Genomic DNA, 21,180 nt, shown 5'->3' on the forward strand with positions numbered 1-21,180 from the left:
GGGATGAAACCTTCATCCCCGTATGCTTGTCGATGTTCAGCCTAGCGCCGCTGATATCGCCGCTTGATCGCATAACCCGCCAGCAGCAATACAATCCAGACAATGCCGACATAAAGCGACACGCGGGTATCCGGGAAATAACCAATCAACCCGATGATAAAAAACAGGAAGACGATCGCGAATATCGACGTCGCCGCGCCGCCCCGTAACGGAAACGCCAGCGCCTTCACCTGTTCCTGACTCAGGCGGCGGCGAAACGCGATCTGGGAGCAGAGGATCATAATCCAGACCCAAACGGTGGCGAAAGTCGCCAGCGAAGCGATAACCAGGAAGACTTTACCCGGCATGATGTAGTTCAGATACACCGCCACCAGCAGCGCCGTGATCATCACCAGCACCGTGACCCAGGGTATGCCGCGCCGGGAAATGCGGGTAAAGACTTGCGGCGCATGGCCTTGTTCGGCCATACCGTGCAGCATGCGGCCGACGCCGAACACATCGCTGTTAATCGCCGACAGCGAGGCGGTAATCACCACAAAATTCAGGATACCGGCGGCGGCGGTGATCCCCAGATGCTGGAACGTCAGGACAAACGGGCTGCCGTTGGTGCCGACCTGATTCCAGGGGTAAATCGACATGATCACAAACAGCGTACCCACATAGAACACCAGAATACGCCAGGGTACGGAATTGATGGCGCGCGGAATCGATTTGTGCGGCTCCTTGGCTTCACCCGCCGTGATGCCGATAATTTCCACCCCGCCATAGGCGAACATCACCATCTGCAACGAGAGGATCATCCCCATCACGCCATTACTGAAGAATCCGCCGTTGGTCCACAGGTTATGGATGCCGGTGGGTTCGCCGCCGTTGCCGATGCCCCAGACGATAATGCCGATCCCCGCCAAAATCATAATAATGATGGTGGCCACCTTGAAGAAAGAGAGCCAGAACTCCAGTTCGCCAAAGACTTTGACATTCATCAGGTTAATGGCGCCGATGATCAACACCACGCTCAGCACCCACACCCAGTGAGGCACCGCCGGGAACCATACGCCCATGTAAATGCCGAACGCGGTGACATCGGCGATGGCGACAATCAGCATCTCGAAGCAGTAGGTCCAGCCGGTGATATAGCCGGCCAACGGCCCGAGATAATCCTGCGCATAGCGGGAAAAGGAGCTGGACTGCGGATTGTTCACCGACATTTCGCCCAGCGCCCGCATAATGATATAAGCGACAACGCCGCCAATCAGATAAGCCAGCAGGACGCTGGGCCCGGCCATCTGAATGGCGCTGGCCGAACCATAAAAAAGCCCGGTCCCGATCGCCGAACCCAAGGCGATAAAACGGATATGCCGCGTACTTAATCCACGCTTAAGTCTGGCGGATTGTTGTTCCATAAATAAGCAACCCTGTTAAAAAGAAAAACCACAGACCGTGGTCTGTGGCGTATAAATCAACGATCACCGCGCTATTGATGTACAGTGACTTCCTGACGGCCGCACAGCCGGTCGTAAATCGCCGCCGCCAGCAAAACCAGCAAGGATGGCGGCAGCCAGGCCAGATCCTGTCCGCCTAACGGCAGGTGCAGGCTCCACTCGGGCAACAGCGGTTTGAAGTGCGACGATTTTATCCCATCAATAATGCCGAACAACAGGCTAATCAACATGACCGGGGCCACTACACGCGAGCAGTTATTCCACCATGATCGCGTAAAACTCAGTAAAACCAACACGATACAGGGAGGGTAAATCGCCGTCATCACCGGAATGGAAAGCTGGATCAGATGGCTTAAGCCCAGATTCGACACCACCATGGAAAAACCGCCCAGTATAAAGACCAGCGTGCGGTATGAGAACGGCAGATACTGAGAGAAGAACTCGGCGCAAGCGCAAGTCAGGCCGACCGCCGTGACCATGCAGGCAATGAAAATCAGCAACGCCAGGAAGCTGCTTCCCATGCTGCCGAACGTGTGCTGGACGTAGACATGCAGAATTTCGGCGCCGTTCTGCGCTTCCGGCGCGAGGATACCGCTGACGGAACCGAGCTGGAATAAACTCAGATACACCAGCATCAGGCCGATACCCGCGATAATGCCGGCCCATATGGTATAACGCGTCAGCAGTCTGGTGTCCTCAACGCCGCGCGAGCGGGCGGCATTGACGATAACAATGCCGAACACCATCGCGCCCAGGGTATCCATCGTGAGATAGCCATTCACAAAACCGTTGGAGAACGGCATATGCTGATAGGTTTCCGTCGCCGGCAGAGGCGAACCGGCCGGCCACAGCACCGCGGCGACGCCCAGTACCGCCAGGGCGATAATTTTCAGCGGAGCCAGCACATGGCCCACGGTATCCAGCAGGCGTCCCGGATACAGCGAAATGCCGATGACGACCGAAAAGTAGATCAGGCTATAGATCAATAGCGGGGAGTCGCCATTGCCGAGCAGCGGCGCAAGCCCTACTTCGAACGAGACCGTCGCCGTGCGCGGCGTGGCGAACAGCGGGCCGACCGCCAGATAGCAGACCGTCGCCAATACCAGGCCCGCGTTTTTACCGATCGGGGAGCTTAATGCATCAATACCGCCGCCGACGCGCGCCAGCGCAATAACGGTCAATACCGGCAGCCCCACGGCAGTAAGCAGAAAGCCAACCGCGGCGATCCAGACATGTTCACCCGCCAGCAGACCCACCATGGGGGGGAAAATGATGTTCCCCGCGCCGACGAACAGGGCAAAGGTCATAAAACCCAATGCCATGATATCTTTGGAAGTTAAACGATGACTCATAGTTATGTCGCGTTGCCTGTATAAATCGAGAAAAAGAGGAAAAACTGTGCTGCTAACGACTGCCCATCGTTGTCGACAGAAACAGCGAGCAGATTTATAGGAGTATATTTTTTGGCGCACAGCCATATTGGGGGGCAATTAGAACGTTTATAGCGCAAAAAGACAAGCCGATCGCGAAAAACCGGAGCTTTAAACCAAATTAATCAACACAAGCAACATATAATATTAGTTATCGATAATTACCTGATACATGATTTGTGCATATAGCGGCGAAACATTGCAATAAACTGTAATTAAATTATAAAAAATGCATGATGAAGCCATAAAATAATCTTATACAGCAAAAAATCGCCGGGTGCCTGAGGCATCGCCACAAATCAGGGAAAGGAATGTCTGTCAACTTGGTGAGGGTTTCGTGCGCGCGCCGGGCGCGTTTTTCAACGTCGCTTCCGGCGCGGACGATGTTCAGTATAAAAGCGAGACGATCACCAAACCCGACGGGCTATCTCGACCACCAGCCTCAGCTTATCCCACTGCTGCTCTTCCGTCAGACTATTGCCCTCTTCGGTGGAGGCGAAACCGCACTGCGGGCTAAGGCAAAGCTGGTTGATATCCACAAATTTCGCCGCTTCCGCAATACGCGCCTGCACGCTATCCACATTTTCCAACTCGCCGTTTTTGCTGGTGATCAACCCAAGCACCACCCGCTGATGACCCGGTTTGATAAACCGTAACGGCTCAAAACCCCCGGCGCGTTCCGTGTCATACTCCAGGAAGAATGCATCCACGTTCACTTCGCCGAACAGCGTTTTCGCCACGGGTTCGTATCCGCCTTCCGAAATCCAGGTAGAGCGGAAATTCCCCCGGCACACATGCAGACCAATCACCAGATCGGCGGGTTTATCCGCCAGCGCTTGATTCAACACCTCGGCGTATATGCGCGCCAGTTGTTCGGGATCCTCGCCCCGCTCGCGGATCTGACGCTTTTGATCGTCGGAACACAGATAGGCCCATACGGTGTCATCCAGTTGCAGATAGCGGCAGCCTGCATCATAAAATGCGTGGATCGCATCGCGCCAGGTTTGCGCCAAATCGGCGAAATAGGCGTTCAGGTCGGGATAAACCCGACGGTCTATCGCCTCGCGGCCGCCGCGAAAATGCATCACGCTGGGGCTGGGAATCGTCATTTTCGCCACCGCATCCCCTGCAATGCTGTTCAGATAGCGAAAATCCTCCAGCATCGGATGCCGCGGATTAAAACTCACTTTGCCCGTGACTTTAATACCGTGCGACTTGGTCTGAATACCGTGGAACTGAATCCCCTGCTCCGCTTCATAGCGTTCAACGCCGTTCAACTGCGCGAAGAAGTCAAAGTGCCACCAGCTGCGACGCAGTTCGCCGTCCGTCACCACCTGCAAGCCGGTGGCGCGCTGCCGCTCGACAATGCGCAGGATTTCCCGATCTTCTATTTGCCGCAGTTGCAACGCATCAATCTCGCCGGCCTGATACTGTAAACGAGCCTGCTTGACGGCCGCCGGACGCAGCAAACTGCCGACGACATCGGCGCGAAACGGAGGATGTGTGTTAGCCATGATAGGTCACTCCCGGGTAGCGGTCGGCGCGCACAAGACGCGACGGCCGGCATCAATGAGGTAATGGAATATTCGTCGACCTGCCGCATGCCGGCAGACGGATTGGACATCTGGACGTCTATAATTGAGCGCTATCGTTGCACAGCGCCGCGAGCGGCGCAATGGAATATTTTTCACTGCTGGTGAAAAATATTCATTTTCATACCCCGTGCGAATTCAGCGTCGAGAGGCGCTGTCCATTGCCGCCAGACCAAGCCGGATTTCATGAATAACATTTTCCGTCAGACTGAAGGATTCGCGGTATTCTCGGCCAGAGAGGCAGGCACAATCAACCTGTTCGGCAAGGTAAAGGCAAAACGGGAACCTAAACCATCCTCACTCATGATCTCCAGACGGGCGTCATGGTGGCTCAATGCGTGTTTCACAATCGCCAGACCTAATCCACTGCCGCCGGTCTGCCGCGAGCGCGCTTTATCGACGCGATAAAAGCGTTCCGTCAAACGCGGCAAATGCTCCGCGGCGATCCCCGGTCCGTTATCGCTGACCAGAAACTGCGCGCCTGCCGGCGTTTTTTGCCAGCAAACTTCGATGCGCGTTCCCGCCGGCGTATGGTTGACGGCGTTATACACCAGATTGGAAACGGCGCTGCGCAGTTGTTCTTCATTACCGAACACCTGGAGATTTTCATTTACGCGAAAGACAATCTCGTGACGCGCCTGACTCAACGTCTGGGCCTCGCGCTGCAATACGCGCAGCATCAGCGGCATGTCGACCTTCTCGCTCAGATCGATGGCGGCGGCGGCTTCTATCCGCGACAGAGTTAGCAGCTGTTTGACTAATCCGTCCATGCGTCGCGTCTGTTCCTGCATGGTATTCAACGCCTTACTGCGCAGAGCGCCGTCCAGCGTTTCATCCTGCATCATTTCCAGATATCCCTGCAACACGGTCAAAGGCGTGCGCAGTTCATGGCTCACGTTGGCGAAAAAGTTACGCCGCGCCCCTTCCAACTGGTGCATTTGAGTAATATCGCGCGCCACCATCAGCAGTTGCCCTTCGGAATAGGGCATAATGCGAAACTCAACGTGATGGGCGTTATTCAGTTGCAGCGTTAACGGACGGCTAAAATCCTTGCCTTTCAGATAGGCGGCGAATTCAGGGTAACGCAGCAAATTGAGGATATTCTGCCCGCTGTCTTCCGGCCAGCGAAAGCTAAGCAGGTGCTGGGCCAGGCGATTACACCAGAAGATGGCGCCCTCTTCGGTGGTGATCACCACCGCATCCGGCAGCGACTCGGCTCCGCTGCGAAAGCGTTTGATCAATAACGCCAATTCGCGCCGCCGTCGCCGGTTGCGCAATTGCATCTGATACAGGCCGTAGAATAGCGGTTCCCAGCTCCAGCGCCCGGGAGGCGGCGTCATACTGCGATCGACCCACAGCCAGTAGGAAAGTTTAAGCTGATTGTAAAAGTTCCAGCAGAGTACAATCAGAACCGCTGCCAGTAAAAACCAGGGCAGATAGCCGACGATCAACCCCAACAGGAGCGCTGGCAGACAAAAGAAAGCCAGCTCCAGCGCCAGCCTCTTCCATGATAAACGTTCTAGCACGTTGATGTTTCCCCGCTACGGCAGCCTTCAATAACGCGTCGAAAAACGATATCCCGTTCCGCGAACGGTCTGCACCATTTTATCATGACCGCTGGTTTCCAGCGCTTTACGCAATCGGCGGATATGAACATCAACGGTGCGATCTTCAACATAAACGTTAGTGCCCCAAACGTGGTTAAGCAACTGTTCACGACTGTAAACCCGTTCAGGATGCGTCATAAAGAAATGCAACAGTTTAAATTCCGTCGGCCCCATATCCAGCGCAAGATCTTCCGTCGTGACCCGATGAGAGGAGGGATCCAGACTCAATCCGCGCATTTCAATCACTTCTTCAACCGCCATCGGGGAAATGCGGCGCATCACCGCTTTGATACGCGCCACCAGTTCTTTGGGCGAAAAAGGTTTGGTGATGTAATCATCCGCCCCGACCTCAAGCCCGCGCACCCGATCCTCTTCCTCGCCGCGGGCGGTCAGCATCATAACGGGGATGTCGCGCGTCAGCGCCTCGCGTTTCATATGCTTGATGAATTGCAAACCAGAGCCGCCCGGCAACATCCAGTCCAGTAACACCAGTTCAGGAAAAGGCTCCGACAATTGCATGACCGCACTGTCGTAATCTTCCGCTTCGACAGGCTGATAACCATTCTGTTCCAGTACAAAACAGATCATTTCACGAATCGGTGCTTCATCTTCCACGACCAATATGCGTCTTGCCATTGTTTATCCTGCCGTTAATCATCGTCGCTGTTAGCATGCGCAGAGCATTATGCGTCAGTTTTGTGACAGATTTATGAAAAAAATGCAGGAGCATTTTTCAACGTCACGTAGTGACGGCCCGCAGGGCGAGCCCCATGGATGGGGCGAGTAAAAAAATGCAGGAGCATTTTTCAACGTCACGCAGTGACGGCCCGTAGGGCGAGCCCCATGGACGGGGCGAGTAAAAAAATGCAGGAGCATTTTTCAACGTCACGCAGTGACGGCCCGCAGGGCGAGCCCCATGGACGGGGCGAGTAAAAAAATGCAGGAGCATTTTTCAACGTCACGCAGTGACGGCCCGCAGGGCGAGCCCCATGGACGGGGCGAGTAAAAAAATGCAGGAGCATTTTTCAACGTCACGCAGTGACGGCCCGCAGGGCGAGCCCCATGGACGGGGCGAGTAAAAAAATGCAGGAGCATTTTTCAACGTCACGCAGCATATTTTCGAGCCGATTTCCAAAGTCGGGTATTCGCAAGGACAGGCACGCCTGCGGCTGTTTATACTAGATGCCACAGCGAAGACTTATCGTTCAAGGAGTTCCATGCGTATTATCCACACCGCCGACTGGCATCTGGGGCAATATTTTTACACCAAGAGCCGTGCAGCCGAGCATCAGGCCTTTCTGCACTGGCTGATTGCTCAGGTCGAACAGCATCAGGTGGATGCGGTAATCGTCGCGGGAGATATCTTTGATAACGGCTCGCCGCCCAGTTATGCGCGGGAAATGTATTACCGCTTCGTGGTCGAGCTACAGCGCACGGGCTGTCGGCTGGTGATCCTGGGGGGCAACCATGACTCCGTCGCCACGCTGAATGAATCGCGCGATCTGCTGGCCTGCATGAATACCCAGGTCATCGCCAGCGCCGGCGGCGATCTCGAACAACAGGTGATGGTGCTGGAAACCCGTCAGGGACGGCCCGGCGCCGTATTATGCGCGATCCCCTTTCTGCGGCCGCGCGATCTGATCACCAGTCAGGCCGGCCAGTCCGGCGATGAAAAACAGCAGATCTTGCAGGATGCCATCGCCACGCATTACCACCAGAGTTACCAGTTGGCCTGCCGGAAACGCGAGGCGGCAGGGCTGCCGTTGCCCATCATCGCCACCGGTCATCTGACCACCGTCGGCGCGACCGCGTCCGACTCGGTGCGCGACATTTATATCGGTACGCTGGATGCGTTCCCGGCGCAGGCTTTCCCGCCGGCGGACTATATCGCCCTCGGGCATATCCACCGTCCGCAGCGCGTGACGAAAAGCGAACATATTCGCTACAGCGGCTCCCCTATTCCGCTGAGTTTTGACGAATTAGGCAGCGACAAATCCGTTTGTCTGGTCAGTTTTACGCCCGATCTCCCGCCGGCGATCGAGACGCTTCCGGTTCCCATGACGCAGCCGATGCAGTTGATCAAAGGCAATCTGGCCGATATAGAGCGCCAACTCGCCGACTTTCACGATTATCAGGGGGAGAAAACGGTGTGGTTGGATATTGAAATCACCACGCAGGAATATCTCAACGACATACAAAAACGCATTCAGGCGCTAACCGATGACCTGCCCGTCGAAGTGCTGTTGTTGCGCCGAGCTCGTGAACAGCACATGCAAACCATCGTGCGGCAGGAGAAGGAAACGCTGAACGAGCTGACGGTGCATGATGTTTTTGAACGGCGGCTGGCGACGGCCGACGATCTGGAGGAAAGTCGTCAACAGCGCGTGCGCGTGCTGTTCGATCAGGTTATTGAAGAATTGGCACAGGATGAGCGCGCCGAATGAAAATACTCAGTCTGCGATTAAAAAATCTCAACGCCCTGCAAGGCGAATGGAAAATCGACTTCACCCGCGATCCCTTTTCCAGCAACGGCCTGTTCGCCATCACCGGCCCGACCGGCGCGGGGAAAACCACGCTGCTGGACGCCATTTGTCTGGCGCTGTATCACGAGACGCCGCGGTTAAAAAGCATCTCCGCCAGCCAGAACGAATTGATGACCCGCAACGCCGCGGACTGCCTGGCCGAAGTGGAGTTCGAGGTCAAAGGCGTCGGTTATCGCGCGTTCTGGAGCCAGCGCCGGGCCAGAAATTCCCCCGACGGCAACCTGCAAACGCCGAAAGCGGAACTGGCGCTGATGGCTGACGGCAAAATACTGAGTGAAAAACTCACGGAAAAGCTGAGCATGACCGCCGAAATCACCGGACTGGATTTCGGCCGATTCACCCGTTCGATGATGCTGTCGCAGGGGCAATTCGCCGCCTTTCTGAATGCGGATGCCAACGACCGCGCCGAACTGCTGGAAGAACTGACCGGCACGGATATTTACGGCCTGATTTCCGAGCGCGTTTTCGACCGCCACAAACAGGCCAGAATCGCGTTGGATACGCTACAGGCGCGCGCATCCGGGATTGAGTTATTGAATGACGAGCAGCGCCAGTCGCTGGAAACGCAGTTGTCATCATTAACGCAGCAGGAGCAAGCGCTCATTGCCGAGCGAGAGCAAGTACTAACTTATCAGCGTTGGTTTGAACAACTCGCTCAGCATCAGCAATCGCTCGCCGCCGGCAAGGAGCGGCGCGACGCCGCGGAAATGGCGATCCAACAGGCGCAACCGCGGCTCGAACGTCTGGCGCAAAATGAACCGGCGGAAAAACTCCGTCCGTTCCAGCAGAACAGAGAGCGTTACCAGCAGGAATTCGCGTCGCTGTCTCAGCTTATGACCCATCTGCTGGAACAACAGAAAACGCAGCTAGCCGCGGCAACCGCGTTACGCCGACAGGAAGAGCAAGCCTTGCAGGACTTGCGTCAACACGCGGATGAGCGACAACGGCAGGAAGAGCTGATCCGCGAACGAATCATCCCGCTGGACCACCAGATAGACAGCCTGCGCCAACAAAGCGACAAGCAACGGCTAGAGCTGGAACAGGCGCAAAAACGCCGTCAGGACGAGCAGCGCAAACTGGCGCAGGCTGAAGAACAGCAGCGGCTCGCACAGCAACGAACCGAACAACTGCATCGCTATCGCCGGCAGCATCCGCATCATCAACGCTGGGGGGAAAATCTTTCCCTATGGCGGACGCAGTTTCAGCGCCAGCAACAGTTGGAAGGCGAACTGGCGACGCTGAAAGAAAAGCAGGCGAACTATGCGCAACAGGCGGAGCAACTTCATCAGCAGGCGCTTCAACTGGCTGCACAGCGCGCCGAACGGCAGCGCGAAGTCGATCAAGCAGAGCGGCGGTTCGCCGAACATCAGCAACAGCGGCAACAACAGGAAGCGCAACAGTCCACCGCCGATCTGCACCAGCAACTCAGTCAGTCCATCGCCCTGCGTCCCGCTCGTCAGCAGCTCGCCACCCTCAGCGCGCTGTTTAAGCGGCTGAACGACAACCGGCGGCAGTTGGAAACCGAGCTGACGCAAACGCAGGCGCAGCTCGAACAGTTGGACGCATTGCGCCAACAACAAAGCCAAACGTATGAACAGCGCCATCAGCATTTGATCGATCTGGATAAACATAACCAGTTGGAGCAGCGCATCGTTCAACTGGAAGAGGAAAGACGACGGCTTCAACCCGGCGAAGAATGCCCGCTATGCGGCTCGACGCACCACCCGGCCGTTGAGCGTTATCAGGCGATACAGCCCTCAGAAACGCAACAACGCTTGCAGCAGCTACGGCAGGACGTTACTGCGCTGGAAAGCGCGCTGGCGCGCACCGACGCGCAACAGGCCGCATGTCGGCAGCAGCTTCAGCAGCGACAGCAAACGCGCGCGCGTCTCGACGAGGAAGAGCAACGTTTGCTGCAACAGTGGCAAGACGTCAGTAAGCGCTTACAAGGGGACTTCGCGCCCGAACAATTCGCCGAAGTCGCCGCATGGCTGGCGCAGCGCGAAGCGCATGAGCAGCGCATGCAACAGCAAATTTCAGCAAATGAACAGATACAGCGGCAATGGCAGGAAAGTAAGGATTCACTGACCCAGGCGAATACCCAACTGCAACAGACAATGCAGCAGATAGCGCTGAACACTCAGCAGCAGAAAACGCTGAAAGCCGCGCAAACCGAACTGGCGCAGTCCCTGCAACAGACGCAGGCGCAGCAGGCGGAGCATCAGTCGGCGCTGGAAAAAAACCTGACCGCTTTCGGCCTGAGCGCGCCGGCGACGTCGGATCAATCCCTCTGGCTGACGCAGCGCGGCGAAGAATGGCGGCAGTGGAAAGAGATTGAACAGGAGGAGCAGCAACTCTCGAACCAACTGACGGCTCTGGCGGCCGAATGCCGCCACCTCACGGCATCGCTGCAAGAAAGCGAACAACAGCGACTGACATTACAACAGCAATATGAATCTCAGTTGCAAGCGCTGACGACGGCGCGGCAGCAGCGGCGACAGCTTTTTGGCGACCAACAGACCGCGGAGGTCGGCAACCAGCTGCGTCTGCGCAGCCGGCAATATGAACAGATCGCCCAGCAGGCGCAGGAACAGCGCCAACAGGCGGAATCCTCGCTGAGCCGCATCACCGGCGAATTAACCAGCATTGAACAGCAGCAAACCCGCGTCGATGCATTACGCCGACAGGCCGCGCAAGATTTCACCCAGGCTTTGCAGCGCAGTATTTTTGCCGATGAAGACGCATTCCAACGCGCACTGCTTGATGAGCAGGAAAGAAATGAACTGCGCGACTGGAAAGAAAAACTGTACCAGCAGTTGCAGCAAACCCGCGCGCTTTATCAGCAGGCGGAACAGTTGCTGGCGGCGCACCAGGAACAGCGCCCGGAAAAACTCGCGGCCGACGCCGCCCTGCCCTCAATACAGCAGGCGCTGACCGGGTTTGGCGACGCGTTAAAAACCAATCTTCAGCAGCAGGGGGAAATACGCCAGCAATTGACCACCGACCACCGCCATCGCCAGAATCAGCAGGTATTGCTGAACGAAATTGCGCAAAGTCAGCGGCACTATGACGACTGGAGCTGCCTGAACGAACTGATCGGTTCGCAAAAAGGCGATAAATTCCGTAAATTCGCCCAGGGGCTGACGCTCGATCATCTGGTCTATCTGGCTAACCTGCAACTTGCCCGCCTGCACGGTCGTTATCTATTGCAACGTCAGATCAACGACGAACTCAAATTGCAGATTATCGACACCTGGCAGGCCGACGCCATCAGGGATACCCGCACGCTGTCGGGCGGGGAAAGTTTTCTGGTCAGCCTGGCGCTGGCGCTGGCGCTCTCCGATCTGGTGAGCAATAAAACCAGCATTGACTCGCTGTTTCTGGATGAGGGTTTCGGCACGCTGGACGCCGAAACGCTGGATGCCGCGCTGGATGCGCTGGATAACCTCAACGCATCCGGTAAAACCATCGGCGTCATCAGCCACGTTGAAGCCATGAAGGAACGTATTCCGGTACAGATCAAGGTCGAAAAAATTAATGGTTTAGGTATCAGCCGCTTAGCGCCGGAGTTCGCGCTGTAGTCGGCGCGTTGAATAATGAATAATCTCATTTTATTCAACACAAAGCGGCCGAATTCGCTATTATGCCCGCTGCCTCAATGAACCTGCGTGCCAGCCGGCACGCCCAGTCAGAGATAACACCATGCTGTGGTTTAAAAATTTAATGATTTACCGCTTAAGCCGGGAAATCGCCCTCTCTGCGGATGAGATGGAAAAACAGTTAAGCGCGTTTGCTTTTACGCCGTGCGGTAGTCAGGACATGATGAAAACGGGGTGGGTATCGCCCATGGGCTCCCACAGCGATGCGCTGACGCATGTCGTCAACGGCCAGATCATCATCTGCGCGCGCAAAGAAGAGAAGATCTTGCCCTCGCCGGTCATTAAGCAAACGTTGCAGGCCAAAATCGAGCGGTTGGAAGCGGAACAACACCGCAAACTGAAAAAAACCGAAAAAGACGCGCTGAAAGATGAAGTGCTGCACAGCCTGCTGCCGCGCGCTTTTAGCCGCTTCAGCCAGGTCTGGCTGTGGGTCGATACCGTCAACGGCCTGATCATGGTCGATGCCGCCAGCGCCAAAAAAGCGGAAGATACGCTGGCGCTGCTGCGTAAGACGCTGGGGTCTTTGCCGGTTGTTCCGCTGACGATGGAAAATCCAATCGAGCTGACGATGACCGAATGGGTGCGCGCCGGCTCTCCGCCGGCGGGCTTTGCGTTACAGGATGAAGCGGAACTGAAAGCGATTCTGGAAGATGGCGGCGTTATCCGCTGTAAAAAACAGGATCTGGTTTGCGATGAGATTGCCGTTCACATTGAAGCCGGCAAGTTGGTCACCAAACTGGCGCTGGACTGGCAGGAACGGGTTCAACTGGTACTGGCGGATGACGGTTCGCTGAAACGTCTGAAGTTTTCCGATACCCTGCGCGAGCAAAATGACGATATCGATCGGGATGATTTTGCCCAGCGTTTCGATGCCGACTTTATTCTGATGACCAGTGAACTGGCCGCGCTGATCGCCAATCTGATCGAAGCGCTAGGCGGAGAAGCCCAGCGCTAACCCGCCATTTTACGCTGAAATAAAGCCCGCCGCGGCGGGCGTTATGATTACACTTTGAAGTGGCCGATGACCGCCGTCAAATCGTCGGCCTGAGACTGCAACGCCGCGGATGCCGCCGCTGACTCCTGCACCAGCGCCGCATTCTGCTGCACCATCGAATCCAACTGCGCGACCGCCTGGTTGATTTCATGAATGCCGCGCATCTGTTCATCGGCCGCATGGGTGATCTCGGACATCACCGTCGTGACCGTCGATACCCCGCCGACAATTTCATTCATGGTGCTGCTGGCCTGACGCACCTGCGTCGAACCGGCCGTCACGCTGGTCACGGTCGATTCAATCAGCGCTTTAATCTCTTTCGCCGCCTGCGCGCTGCGCTGCGCCAGATTACGCACTTCTCCGGCGACCACGGCGAAACCACGCCCCTGCTCGCCGGCCCGCGCCGCCTCCACGGCCGCATTCAGCGCCAGGATATTCGTCTGAAAGGCGATGCCGTCAATCACGCCGATAATATCGCCGATTTTGCCGGATGCCGCCACGATATCCTCCATGGTGACAATCACATCGGACACCACTTTTCCGCCGACCCCGGCCTCTTTCGCCAGCGTCAGGGATTTTTCATTAACCTGCCGGGCAGACCCGGCGGACTGCGTAACGGCCGCGGAAATCTGCTCTAATGCCGCCGCCGTTTGCTGAATACTGGCTGCCGCGGACTCGGTGCGCGACGACAGGTCGTTATTCCCGGCCGAGATTTCATCCGCCGCCAGCTGCAACGAGGCGCTGATATCGCGGATCTGCGCCATCACCTGACCGAGCTTATCGATAAAGAGATTGAATGAGCGCGCGATCTGCGCGACCTCGTCATGTCCTTCATCCGGCAGGCGCTGCGTCAAATCATTGTTGCCGTGACTGATGTCGTCCATCGCGTCACGAATCAGCAGCAAGCGCTTCAGCGTCGAGGTGATCATGACGCCGACGACCAGCGAGCCCAGTAAGGCGATCACCAGCAGCGTACTCAGCGAGGTCACCAGCAAAGAGCGCATCCCCGCGGTCGCTTCGGCTTTGTCCAGCGCCACCAGCATCTGCCAGTCTGTGCCGCGAATAGGCTGAGCGAGCACCAGTTTCGTTACGCCGTTGAAATCAATGGCAAGCGGCCGCGTTGCCGCCGTCAATGCGTTCAAATCGATATCCGGTGCGATCTCGGCAATCTTTTTCAGCGTCAGCGCGGCATCCGGGTGCGCGATAATCGTGCCGTCCCGGCCTATCAGCACCCCAAAGCTGGCAGGCGTGGGGTTGATTGACTTCACGTTTTCAATCACGTTTTGCATCGTCACGTCGCTGCCCAGCACCCCTTTGAGCGAACCGCCCTCCGTTACCGGCGCGGCAAAGGAGACGATCAGCTCTTTGGTCGACACATCGACGTAAGGCGCGGTGACAATAGGCTTTCCTTCTTTGACCGCCTGCTGATACCAGGGACGGATGGTGGGATCGTAATCGGCGGGGATGCCGACGGCATCGGAGAATTTCGCCGTTTTGTTCTCATAACCCATGTAGACGTTCAGAAAATCACCGGCCGCGGCAATTTTCTGGAATACGGCAACAGGATTATCGTCGGTGAGTACGCCGTCGTGCAGCGACGTCACCATCAATGTTTTGGCCGCGACCCAATCGCCAATCGCCATGCTATGGCTGTTGGCGACGGAATGCAGCAAATTGTCGATGGATTTCTCATTCGCATTATTTACGATGGTGTAATTAAGCAACGTGTTAATTGTCAGCGACAGCACCACAATCGTTGTACAAACTGCCAAAATTCGGGCTCGGGTCGTTTTTAGCATCGGAGGCTCTCAACATGCAAAGGGAATGCAAATCATAACGGCACAATAAAATGAAACTTGAGACAGCCGGTAAAACAGCGCGTTGATTAAAACGGCGAATTGACAATAAAGGCGTGGCGCGTTATCGCGTATTAAAAACAAAAAGCAGTCATTAAATATAACCCGAGATAAAACATTGGGTTATCTTTCCAGAAAAATGACTATTTTCAGTGAAAACCGTTTCATTGCTGGTATAAGAAATCACTATTTATACCCGGCATACTTCAAGCCGCAGGCGCGCTGTTCAAAACGACGACGTTTGTCGTGCGACGCGAATTATTTAAGGTAAGTAAGATAAAGAGCGCCGAACTTACTCCTTTATTCTCTGGCTAACCTCATCGGCCTGGTAATAATTAAACTTTAGGATGTTTTTTTAATTGACTGATTTTTTATATTATAAAAATAATATAAAAAGTAAAAAGGCTGCTTTACCCGAATAAAGCAGCCCTTATTTGTAGATAATATCAGGTGGCCGAAACCGCCCCGGTCAACTACAGATACTTACATAAATAGGATGTGGGTTCCGCCGCTTCCACATTGAATTCGCTTTGCCCCGGAACAGCAAACGAATCGCCGGCGGTGAACAACTGCCAGTCGGTTCCGCCCGGCAATAATACCTTCAGCGCGCCGCTGATTACCGTCATCTCTTCAGGCTGACCCGTGCCGAACGTATATTCCCCTGCTTCCATAACGCCGACACTGGCGCGGCCAATGCTATCGCTGTCAAAACCAATAGACTTTACTTTCCCGGCAAAATACTCATTTACATTCAGCATGGCTGAGGCACCTATCGTCGAAAAAATTCATCATAAAAGGAGGTTGAGCCGCTGTCACTCTCTATTCGGCGATAAGTACGGCTTATCCGGTGAAATAACCTGCCAGCGGCAGGCGCGGTATCCAAATAATATGACGCTAGGCTATCGATAAACGCAGAATCTGCATGACATTCGCGACGACGGCGCGCGGATCCTGCGCCGCATCAATAATATGGTGAGCCACGCTCTGGTAAAGCGCCTCGCGCGACGCCAGCACTTCGGCCATTTCTTCGGCGATGGGGCGCCCGGTCAGCGTTGGCCGCTGATGCGCCTGCGGGCTATTTACCAGACGTTGAGCCAGTAATTCGGCGGGAGCCCGCAGATAGATCACCGAACCGTTGTCGTTCATGAATCGCCGGTTTGCCTCCGCCAGCACCATGCCGCCGCCGGTGGCGATCACGCGATCGGGTTTTGTCACATCCTGCAACGCCAGGCTTTCCCGCCGGCGAAAGCCATGCCACCCTTCCTGCTCGACAACCTCGGCAACCGTCATCTTGCTATTCTGTTGCATAAAAATATCGGTATCGACGAAGTCATACCCTAACGCTTGCGCCAGTTGTTTTCCTATCGTGGTTTTACCACAACCTCTGGCACCAACCATAAAAATGGGTCGTGTCATCTAATGATGTTTCCTTATTTTCACCAAGCTCGTACTGAACAACATCATTCTGCTATCGGATAGACGGTTATTATACCCAATAGATTTCAGGATGAAGGGATATAGACGAATGGCTGAATCATACCGAGAAAACTCGGCAATATGAAAGCCGCTTCTTAAAACAGAAGGCCCCGCAATAGATAACGGGGCCATCATCTTTTATCCGCAACGAATATCAGTAGCGATGGAAATATTCCTGAATCACCGCCGGGTTCGAGCTTTTCGTCAGCGCCAGCATCAGCAAAATACGTGATTTAGCCGGGTTGAGCGAATCGGAAACCAGACCGGGCTGCGCGGCGTCCGGCGGCACAATGCCGCTGCCGGTGCGGCTGGAGCGAACGACCACAATACCTTTGCTTTGCGCTTTACGAATGCCGGCGTCGCTGCGTTTGGACACCGTGCCTGCCCCCATGCCGGCATACACAATGCCTTTCACGTCGTGAGCGATGGCCGCGTCATACATGTATTCCGGATCGTCCTGATAGCCATAAATAATATCCACTGTCGGCAGTTTTTCCAGTTTGGCGATATCGAAAACGGAACGGGTGGTGTGAATTTTATCCAGCCGATTGTGGAAATAGACTTTATCGCCGATGATGACGCCCAGATAGCCTTCTTCAGGCGCTTTAAAGGTATCCAGCGTCGAAGCATTGGTTTTGCTGATAAAACGGGCGGAACCGATCCGGTCGTTCAGCACCACCATAACGCCACGGCCGCGCGCGTTTTTATCCGCCGCCACTTTAACCGCGCCGTACAGGTTCATCGGGCCATCCGCGCTGATTGACGTCGCCGGACGCATCGCCGCCGCGAAAACCACCGGTTTGTCGCTCTTCACCGTCAGATTCAGAAAGTAAGGGGATTCATCCAGCGTGTCGGTACCATGCGTGATGACGACGCCATCCACATCGCTGCGCGCCAGCAGTTCATTGACCCGTTTGCTCAGCTTCAGCAAAACATCGCTGGTCATGTTCTCGCTGCCGATATTGGCGATCTGCTCGCCGCTGATATCGGCCAGCGTTTTCAGCTCCGGCACCGCCTGAATCAACGTATCCACGCCCAACGCGCCGGCTTTATAGCCCGTGGTTTGCGTATTCGCCGCGGCGGATCCCGCAATCGTTCCGCCGGTCGCCAGGATCACAACGTGAGGCAAGTTTTCCGCCGCCGTCGCCAGCGTAGAAAAACAAACAAAAACGATCACCAACAGAGAGTTAAATATCCTTTTCATAACCTGTATAACCCAATATGTTAAAACGGCAGGCTTCCTGAAACCGCGTTATCCATTTCTGAACGCCGCCGGTGAGTGATAAACGATCGTCCGTCGGCGACGTGGCCGACATCGGCGCTTATGATGCCCCAGCGCCGCATGGCTGTATAGCTTTTGCCATAAAATCATTGATATAGGTCATGAGTCAGCGCCAGGCGATAACGTAAACGCCGGCCCATGCGGGGCCGGCGGAAGGATAGAAAAGTCACGTATTTTCAATCTGTTGCGGAAGGTTGCGATATCCGCCAGCGCGGACATCGCGATCGTCGTTATTCCTGTTTCAATTCGGGAAACAGAATGCGCTTTAACGCCAGTTCAACGCCGCGCACTTCCGCCAGCCCTTTCAGGCGGCCGATCGCCGAATAACCGGGATTGGTTTTCTTTTTCAGATCGTCGAGCATTTGATGGCCGTGATCCGGCCGCATCGGGATCGGACGACGATCCCCGGCTTTCTGCCGGCGCAGTTCTTCCGCCAGGATCGCTTTCACCACGGCCACCATATCCACATCCCCTTGCAAATGGGCGCCTTCGTGGAAAGTTTTGGGGTTTTGTTCGCGGCAGGTCGCTCGCAGGTGGGTAAAATGGATACGATCGCCGAAGGTTTCGATCATCCGCACCAGATCGTTATCCGCCCGCACGCCATACGAGCCGGTACACATGGTAAAACCGTTATTGATGCTGTCGACGGTCTGTTTCAGCCAGCGCATATCGTCAATGGTCGACACCACGCGCGGCAGGCCAAGGATCGGACGCGGCGGATCGTCCGGGTGGATCGCCAGACGGATCCCCACCTCTTCCGCAACCGGCACAATCTGCTGTAAAAAATATCCCAGATGCGCGCGCAATCCGGCGTGATCGATGCCGTCATATTCCGCCAGCCGGGCGCGGAACTGATCCAGCGTGTAACCCTCTTCCGCGCCCGGCAGCCCGGCGATGATATTGCCGGTCAGACGCGCAATATCCTCCTCGCTCATGGCCTTGAAATACGCCGCGGCCTGCGCCTGCTCTTCCGCCGTGTAATCCCGCTCCGCGCCGGCGCGTTGCAGGATGTGCAACTCAAAAGCCGCGAAGGCGATCTGATCGAAACGCAGCGCTTTGGCGCCGTTCGGCAGTTGATACTCAAGATCGGTTCTGGTCCAGTCCAGCACCGGCATGAAGTTATAGCAAACGGTATCAATGCCGCACTGCGCCAGATTGCGCAGCGACTGCTGATAGTTCGCGATATGCCGTTGGTAATCGCCGGTCTGGGTTTTAATCTCTTCATGTACCGGCACGCTTTCCACTACCGACCACACCAATCCTTTCGCCTTTAATTCCGCTTGGCGCTTTTCAATTTCGTCAATCGACCACACTTCCCCATTGGGAATGTGATGCAGCGCCGTCACCACGCCTGTGGCCCCGGCTTGCCGGATATCGTCAAGCGATACCGGATCTTTCGGGCCGTACCAACGCCAGGTTTGTTCCATACAGAGTTACCTTTTCGCTATAGCCATTGTTGATATCAGAGCAAGTTTATATCAGGCCGGATTCATGTCAGACCAATTCTCAAAGAAATACAACCAGAGCCTACATCAACAGCTTTTAGTGTCAAATTAAATAGTAAATTGGTTGATCCGTTACACAAAAATCACCTATTTTGGACAAACAAATTCTCTTTTCAGGCGTTAAGTCTTACATTATCTACTGAAAAAGACGCCATAATGTGTATTTTTCATCCATGCACGCATTTTGGTCTGATAGGTTTGCATTTCCAACGGCGGACAAACCGCTTTATGGCAAGGGAAAGAGACTCAGAGAACCCGTATGAAAACGACTATCGCTGGAAAAAACACATTGCATGACCCCCTGACTGGCGAAGAGGACAACATCGCCAACGTCGCTTTACCTGATGAGGTTCAACAACCGCGCTACGATCGCAAGATCCTGAAAAGCCGCATCGTACATATCGGCTTCGGCGCTTTTCATCGTGCTCATCAGGCGCTGTTGACCGACCGCGTTCTTAATCGCCAGGGAGGCGACTGGGGCATCTGTGAAGTCAGCCTGTTCGGTAATGAGAACCTGTTTAACAGCCTGAGACGACAGGCGCATCGTTACAGCGTATTGGAAAAAGGCGCTAACGCGAATCGGGCCGTCATTATCGGCGCGGTCAACGAATCGCTGCATGCCCGTCTGGAAGGCATCACCGCCGTGATAGAAAAACTGGCCGAACCGCAGGTCGCCATCGTCTCGATAACCATTACGGAAAAAGGCTACTGCATCGACCGCAGCAGCGGAAAACTGGATCGGGAAAATGCGCTCATCAAGATGGATCTGGATACGCCGGATGCGCCGGCTTCCGCGCCGGGCGTGCTGGTGGAAGCGCTGCGCGTGCGCCGGGAACGCGGCCTCGCGCCTTTTACCATTCTTTCCTGCGATAACATGCCGGAAAACGGGGAGGTGGTGAAAAGCGCCGTCCTCGAACTGGCGGCCCTCAGAGACGGCGAATTAGCGACATGGATTGCCGCCCATAGCGCGTTCCCGAATACCATGGTCGATCGTATCGTGCCGGCGGCCACGCCGGAAACCTTGCAGCAGATTGCCGACGCGCTGGGCGTCTACGATCCCTGCGGGATTGCCTGCGAGCCGTTTATCCAGTGGGTGGTGGAAGACAAATTCGTCGCCGGTCGCCCCGACTGGGATATCGCCGGCGTACAACTGGTCGACGATGTGCTGCCGTTCGAGGAAATGAAGTTACGCATGCTGAACGGCAGCCACTCTTTTCTCGCCTATCTCGGCTATCTGGCGGGCTATCAGCACATCAATGACTGCATGACGGACGACCATTACCGCCGGGCGGCCCGCCGCCTGATGCTCAATGAGCAGGCGCCGACGCTGCGGGTTGCCGGCGTCGATCTGGCGGACTACGCCAATCAGCTGATTACCCGTTATGAAAACCCGTCGCTGCAACACCGCACCTGGCAAATCGCGATGGACGGCAGCCAGAAACTGCCGCAGCGGCTGCTGGACTCGATCCGCTGGCACATCAGCCACGGCAGCGATTATCGCTGCCTGCTGCTGGGCGTCGCCGGCTGGATGCGCTACGTCGGCGGCGTTGACGACGCCGGGCAGACCATCGATGTGCGCGACCCCATGGCCGAGCGGCTTCAACAGATCGTCGACGCGACCGAGGACGGCGAGCCCCGCGTGCGGGCGCTGCTGACGCTGAACGCCGTATTTGGCGACGCGTTGCCGCAAAATGAAACCTTCGTTAACCAGCTGATTCAGGCATACGCCGCGCTTCAGCGGCACGGCGCCAAAGCCGCGGTTGCCGCTTTGTTATAGTTCAGTATGGGCCAGCC

Annotated in this window: 14 protein-coding genes; 4 read left to right on the top strand and 10 right to left on the bottom strand. The window is 55.7% G+C overall.

Annotated features, from left to right (window positions below; translation table 11 throughout):
* Positions 1-41: 41 nt before the first annotated feature.
* The 5 genes from proY to phoB form a co-directional block, all read right to left on the bottom strand.
* Positions 42-1,403, bottom strand: a complete 1,362-nt coding sequence (proY, locus tag ABRZ26_RS07300; RefSeq protein ID WP_319603586.1) for a proline-specific permease ProY — start codon at positions 1,401-1,403, stop codon at positions 42-44.
* Positions 1,404-1,474: 71 nt separating this feature from the next.
* Positions 1,475-2,794 (bottom strand): branched-chain amino acid transport system II carrier protein, encoded by a 1,320-nt coding sequence (gene brnQ / locus ABRZ26_RS07305; protein WP_319603587.1) that lies wholly within the window; start codon positions 2,792-2,794, stop codon positions 1,475-1,477.
* 485 nt (positions 2,795-3,279) lie between these two features.
* Complete coding sequence (locus ABRZ26_RS07310; protein ID WP_319603588.1) at positions 3,280-4,386, bottom strand: cobalamin-independent methionine synthase II family protein; 1,107 nt, start codon at positions 4,384-4,386, stop codon at positions 3,280-3,282.
* Between the two features lie 281 nt (positions 4,387-4,667).
* A complete protein-coding gene (gene phoR / locus ABRZ26_RS07315) occupies positions 4,668-5,990 on the bottom strand; it encodes a phosphate regulon sensor histidine kinase PhoR (RefSeq protein ID WP_319603589.1) in 1,323 nt (440 codons plus the stop codon).
* Between the two features lie 27 nt (positions 5,991-6,017).
* Positions 6,018-6,707 (bottom strand): phosphate response regulator transcription factor PhoB, encoded by a 690-nt coding sequence (gene phoB, locus ABRZ26_RS07320; RefSeq protein WP_319603591.1) that lies wholly within the window; start codon positions 6,705-6,707, stop codon positions 6,018-6,020.
* Positions 6,708-7,288: 581 nt separating this feature from the next.
* Between phoB and sbcD the strand changes: the two genes are divergently transcribed.
* The 3 genes from sbcD to rdgC all read left to right on the top strand — a co-directional run bounded on the left by sbcD (position 7,289) and on the right by rdgC (position 13,228).
* Positions 7,289-8,515 carry an exonuclease subunit SbcD gene (gene sbcD, locus ABRZ26_RS07325; protein WP_319603592.1) on the top strand — a complete coding sequence of 409 codons (1,227 nt, stop codon included), beginning with the start codon at positions 7,289-7,291 and terminating at the stop codon, positions 8,513-8,515.
* The gene (locus ABRZ26_RS07330) at positions 8,512-12,195 is read left to right on the top strand and encodes an AAA family ATPase (RefSeq protein ID WP_319603593.1); all 3,684 of its coding nucleotides are present in this window, start codon (positions 8,512-8,514) and stop codon (positions 12,193-12,195) included. The genes sbcD and ABRZ26_RS07330 overlap by 4 nt, the downstream gene beginning before the upstream one ends.
* Before the next feature lie 121 nt (positions 12,196-12,316).
* Complete coding sequence (gene rdgC, locus ABRZ26_RS07335; protein ID WP_319603594.1) at positions 12,317-13,228, top strand: recombination-associated protein RdgC; 912 nt, start codon at positions 12,317-12,319, stop codon at positions 13,226-13,228.
* 47 nt (positions 13,229-13,275) lie between these two features.
* Here rdgC and ABRZ26_RS07340 read toward each other — a convergent pair whose 3' ends face one another.
* The 5 genes from ABRZ26_RS07340 to uxuA all read right to left on the bottom strand — a co-directional run bounded on the left by ABRZ26_RS07340 (position 13,276) and on the right by uxuA (position 19,308).
* Positions 13,276-15,066 carry a methyl-accepting chemotaxis protein gene (locus ABRZ26_RS07340; RefSeq protein WP_319603595.1) on the bottom strand — a complete coding sequence of 597 codons (1,791 nt, stop codon included), beginning with the start codon at positions 15,064-15,066 and terminating at the stop codon, positions 13,276-13,278.
* 530 nt (positions 15,067-15,596) lie between these two features.
* Entirely contained in the window at positions 15,597-15,881 is a 285-nt protein-coding gene (gene ppnP / locus ABRZ26_RS07345) for a pyrimidine/purine nucleoside phosphorylase (RefSeq protein WP_319603596.1), read from the bottom strand.
* A gap of 136 nt (positions 15,882-16,017) precedes the next feature.
* Positions 16,018-16,539 (bottom strand): shikimate kinase AroL, encoded by a 522-nt coding sequence (aroL, locus tag ABRZ26_RS07350; protein ID WP_319603597.1) that lies wholly within the window; start codon positions 16,537-16,539, stop codon positions 16,018-16,020.
* 214 nt (positions 16,540-16,753) lie between these two features.
* Positions 16,754-17,803, bottom strand: coding sequence for a type II asparaginase (locus ABRZ26_RS07355; protein ID WP_319603598.1), 1,050 nt, complete (start codon positions 17,801-17,803; stop codon positions 16,754-16,756).
* Between the two features lie 308 nt (positions 17,804-18,111).
* Entirely contained in the window at positions 18,112-19,308 is a 1,197-nt protein-coding gene (gene uxuA, locus ABRZ26_RS07360; protein ID WP_319603599.1) for a mannonate dehydratase, read from the bottom strand.
* A 337-nt stretch (positions 19,309-19,645) separates the two neighbouring features.
* On the opposite strand from uxuA, the gene ABRZ26_RS07365 reads away from it, so the two are divergent.
* Positions 19,646-21,163, top strand: coding sequence for a mannitol dehydrogenase family protein (locus ABRZ26_RS07365; protein ID WP_319603600.1), 1,518 nt, complete (start codon positions 19,646-19,648; stop codon positions 21,161-21,163).
* Positions 21,164-21,180: the final 17 nt, after the last annotated feature.

It is taken from the genome of Brenneria sp. L4-2C (assembly GCF_040240335.1).
Lineage (GTDB): Bacteria > Pseudomonadota > Gammaproteobacteria > Enterobacterales > Enterobacteriaceae > Brenneria.